Source organism: Clostridioides mangenotii TR, from assembly GCF_000498755.1.
GTDB classification, from domain to species: Bacteria; Bacillota; Clostridia; order Peptostreptococcales; family Peptostreptococcaceae; genus Metaclostridioides; species Metaclostridioides mangenotii_A.
The window spans coordinates 1-3,627 of the sequence record NZ_AXUS01000053.1; the positions used below are offsets into that span (position 1 = coordinate 1).

Here is a 3,627-nt window from a genome sequence, read left to right on the forward strand (position 1 = left end):
GGAATTTTTATTTATGGCTAAAAAGGGTTTTGGCGGAATGCCAGGTGGTGGAAATATGAACCAACTAATGAAACAAGCGCAAAAAATGCAAGAAAATATGCAGAAAGCACAAGAAGAGTTAGAATCTAAAGAGTTAGAAGCTTCTGTAGGTGGGGGAGCTGTAACTGTAAAAATAAATGGTAAAAAAGAAATAATAGATATAAAAATTAAACCAGAAGTTGTAGATCCAGATGATATAGAAATGTTACAAGATTTAGTATTAAGTGCTGTAAATCAAGCTATAAAGAGTGTAGAAGATATACAAGCAAATCAAATGAATAAGTTAACTGGGGGTATGAACATACCTGGTTTATTCTAGAGGGTGATCATATGCAGGAGTATACAATGCCTATAAATAGGCTTATAGAAGAATTTTCAAAACTACCAGGTGTAGGAAGAAAAACAGCTCAAAGACTAGCGTTTCACGTGATAAATATGGATGAAAAAGATGTAAAAGAGCTATCTCAAGCTATTTTAGATGCTAAAAGCAATATAAAGTATTGTTCAATATGCTGTAATATAGCAGATTCTGATCCATGTAGCATATGCTCAAATAAAAACAGGACCTCAAATGTTATATGTGTAGTTGAAGATTCTAGGGACGTAGCTGCAATGGAAAAGATAAGAGAGTTTAACGGTCAATACCATGTACTAAATGGAGTAATCTCACCAATGGATGGTGTAGGACCAGAGATGTTAAACGTAAAAGAATTAATACAAAGACTTGGAAATCAAGATGTAAAAGAGATAATTATGGCTACAAATCCAACTATAGAAGGTGAGGCAACTGCTATGTATATAGCAAAACTTGTCAAGCCAATGGGAATTAAGACTACTAGAATTGCACATGGACTGCCGGTTGGAGGAGACCTTGAATATGCTGATGAAGTCACTATATCAAAGGCTCTTGAAGGTAGAAGAGAGATCTAAATAAAGAATTCTTAAATAATTTGTTAAAAATACTTCAATATTTATTTTATATATTGAAGTATTTTTATTACTGTCGTATAATCATCTTAAAACTATTATAATATTTGTTAGAGGTGCTAAATGAAAGCTGAATTGAATTTTGATGAGCATACTGCTATGAAAGAAAAAAGAATCAAAAAAATGGAGTCAAAGAACAGAGAAAAGACTGTTGAAAACAACTCTGAGGTTGGAATCGAAGTGGATGATATTAATTTACTTTTAAAGAAGAAGACTAAGAATAATCCAAAGAGTAAAAACAGTTCATTTAGAAATAATTACAAAAATTATCAATACGATTACGAAGAAGATTTTTACGAACCATATTAAAAAAACATGAAGCATATTAAATTAGTGGGAAAGTTCTATAATAGGACTTTCTTTTTAAGTTTGTATAGAGTTTATTATTAGATAAGATCTATAGCTACAACTTTTCTATCAAGAAATACTGATTTTAGGATATCTAGCGCTTCTTTATCTGTTCTTTTGACATCTCGAGATGAGTACTTTTTTGAAAATATTCTATTATGAATTATCTATAAAATAATATGATGAATACTTTTTACAAATATCAGTAAGAATAATTAGTTAAAAGAAAATAATTTAGAAGTTTACTAGATGTTTAGTTATTGAGATGCCTATAATCTAAATTGAGACTGGATGCAATATAAAAAACTGACTATCACGGTTTAATGAGCTAGTCAGTTTTTTTATAATTAATTTACAATTTAAATCATTTTGATCTTGAAAGTATATCTACAACCAAATTTGATATATTTTGTGATGAATTGGTTTTTCTAATAGATCTTATATTTGACTTCAATATTTCAAGCCTAGTTGGATCATCTATAAGAACTTTTAAAAGTATAGATAAATTAAATTTTTTAGTAGGATGCAGTGCAGCTCCACAATTCATTAGAAATTCTAAGTTTTCCTGTTCTTGGCCAGGTATATAGTAGGGAACTATCATCGGCACATCTTTTAAAAGAGCTTCTGTTGTTGTAAGTCCTCCAGGTTTTGTAATCAGAACATCTATAGAAGCAAGGATATCATTCATTTTATTGGTATATCCGAGTACAACTACATCTTTGTTGTGCGGATGATTCAGCACTTTTTTTTCAATTTTTCCTTTTAACGAATGATTTCTACCTGTTACAACTATAATTTGAAAATCCCTATCAATATTAAGTAACTCTTCTAGGGTTTCTTTTATACTGCCGGCTCCAAAACTTCCACCCATTAAGAGCACTGTAAGCTTATCAGAGGACAAGTTCATTTCAGAAAGGATATCCTTCTTATTTCCGTGAGTTAAAAAAGATTTTTCAACAGGAATACCGAAACTTCTTATTTTTTCGTGGTCGACACCTTCTTCAACAAGTAATTCCTCAACGTATTCATGCCCTACAATATAGTAGTCAATTTCATTTTGTATCCATGTAGAATGAGTAGTGTAATCTGTCAAAACTGATATTAATGGCGGAATATTTAGATCGTGAAAGTATTTATGAAAAGGTTCTAAATATTTATTTTCTTTGTTATTGTGTATGGCTATATTTTTTTTAAGCATACTTAAAGCTATCATTGGAAAAGGATGTGTTCCTATAATTATATCTGGATTGTAGTCTTTAAGTAAGTTTATAAACTTTTTAGCCATAAATGAAGTAATTGGGTTGTCTTTAAATTCATTTTTGGAAATAAAACTGCTTTCAGAAATGCGATAAACACTTCCATAGGCTTTTGGCGTATAAAGGCAGATTTTTCATAGCCTTGTGATATGATTTTGTCCATTGTGTTGTTTACTAGTTTAAGGCTATCTATAATTTCACATTCTATTTTTATACCGTCTATTTCCTTAATGGTTAATTCTTCTTTTATAGCTTTAGCAGCTCTATTATGACCTCCTCCAGTCGAGGCAGACATAATAAGTACTTTTTTTACCATAATAAAATCCTCCCGGTATTATAATTTATAGTTAATATAAATTGTGATATAGCTAAGTAATTTATGATTTATTACTAATAATCTATTATATTACTACAAAAATTACAAGTTTAGTAGAAAAATAAAAATATTTTCTGTTAAAATAGTATATAATATAAATAGTATGTAAATAAGTAAATTAGAGATCGAAAAAATTTATAAATAAGAGTGTAGAAAAAGTATTGACAATTAATATTATAAATGATAATATAATACGTGTTCTGAATCTAAGAGATTTACTCTATATTGTTTCAGAAATTGTGTGGTATTTTTATTCCAAGGTAGCTCAACGGTGGAGCACTCGGCTGTTAACCGATAGGCTGAGGGTTCGAGTCCCTCCCTTGGAGCCATAAAAAGCCGAAGTGGCGGAATTGGCAGACGCACAGGACTTAAAATCCTGCGGGACTTACCTCTCGTACCGGTTCGATTCCGGTCTTCGGCATTTAATACCAAACAAACTAATATCGCGGGGTGGAGCAGTTGGCAGCTCGTTGGGCTCATAACCCAAAGGTCGTAGGTTCGAGTCCTGCCCCCGCAACCATTAAAACAAAGGCCCGTTGGTCAAGCGGTCAAGACACCGCCCTTTCACGGCGGTAACAGGGGTTCGATTCCCCTACGGGTCACCAATTACATATGCGGGTG

Annotated in this window: 3 protein-coding genes, 4 tRNA genes and 1 pseudogene; 7 read left to right on the forward strand and 1 reads right to left on the reverse strand. The window is 31.7% G+C overall.

Features of this window, described 5'->3' with window-relative positions; all coding sequences use genetic code 11:
* The first annotated feature begins 13 nt into the window (after positions 1 to 13).
* The 3 genes from T473_RS0115125 to T473_RS18810 all read left to right on the forward strand — a co-directional run bounded on the left by T473_RS0115125 (position 14) and on the right by T473_RS18810 (position 1,335).
* On the forward strand, positions 14 to 358 hold the full coding sequence (locus T473_RS0115125; protein ID WP_024622599.1) for a YbaB/EbfC family nucleoid-associated protein: 345 nt from the start codon (positions 14 to 16) through the stop codon (positions 356 to 358).
* Positions 359 to 369: 11 nt separating this feature from the next.
* On the forward strand, positions 370 to 969 hold the full coding sequence (gene recR, locus T473_RS0115130) for a recombination mediator RecR (protein WP_024622600.1): 600 nt from the start codon (positions 370 to 372) through the stop codon (positions 967 to 969).
* A gap of 120 nt (positions 970 to 1,089) precedes the next feature.
* Positions 1,090 to 1,335 carry a hypothetical protein gene (locus T473_RS18810; RefSeq protein WP_024622601.1) on the forward strand — a complete coding sequence of 82 codons (246 nt, stop codon included), beginning with the start codon at positions 1,090 to 1,092 and terminating at the stop codon, positions 1,333 to 1,335.
* Positions 1,336 to 1,738: 403 nt separating this feature from the next.
* On the opposite strand, the pseudogene T473_RS17015 reads toward T473_RS18810, so the two are convergent.
* Positions 1,739 to 2,946: pseudogene (locus T473_RS17015) on the reverse strand (MGDG synthase family glycosyltransferase).
* Positions 2,947 to 3,260: 314 nt separating this feature from the next.
* On the opposite strand from T473_RS17015, the gene T473_RS0115145 reads away from it, so the two are divergent.
* The 4 genes from T473_RS0115145 to T473_RS0115160 all read left to right on the forward strand — a co-directional run bounded on the left by T473_RS0115145 (position 3,261) and on the right by T473_RS0115160 (position 3,611).
* A tRNA-Asn gene (locus T473_RS0115145) sits at positions 3,261 to 3,335 on the forward strand.
* Positions 3,336 to 3,341: 6 nt separating this feature from the next.
* Positions 3,342 to 3,427, forward strand: a tRNA-Leu gene (locus T473_RS0115150).
* A 23-nt stretch (positions 3,428 to 3,450) separates the two neighbouring features.
* Positions 3,451 to 3,526, forward strand: a tRNA-Met gene (locus tag T473_RS0115155).
* A gap of 10 nt (positions 3,527 to 3,536) precedes the next feature.
* Positions 3,537 to 3,611: transfer RNA gene (locus tag T473_RS0115160), tRNA-Glu, on the forward strand.
* Positions 3,612 to 3,627: the final 16 nt, after the last annotated feature.

Coding starts and splice junctions, on each gene's coding strand:
- T473_RS18810 (WP_024622601.1), top strand. CDS start 1,090: ATGAAAGCTGAATTGAATTTTGATGAGCATACTGCTATGAAAGAAAAA.
- T473_RS0115125 (WP_024622599.1), top strand. CDS start 14: ATGGCTAAAAAGGGTTTTGGCGGAATGCCAGGTGGTGGAAATATGAAC.
- recR (WP_024622600.1), top strand. CDS start 370: ATGCAGGAGTATACAATGCCTATAAATAGGCTTATAGAAGAATTTTCA.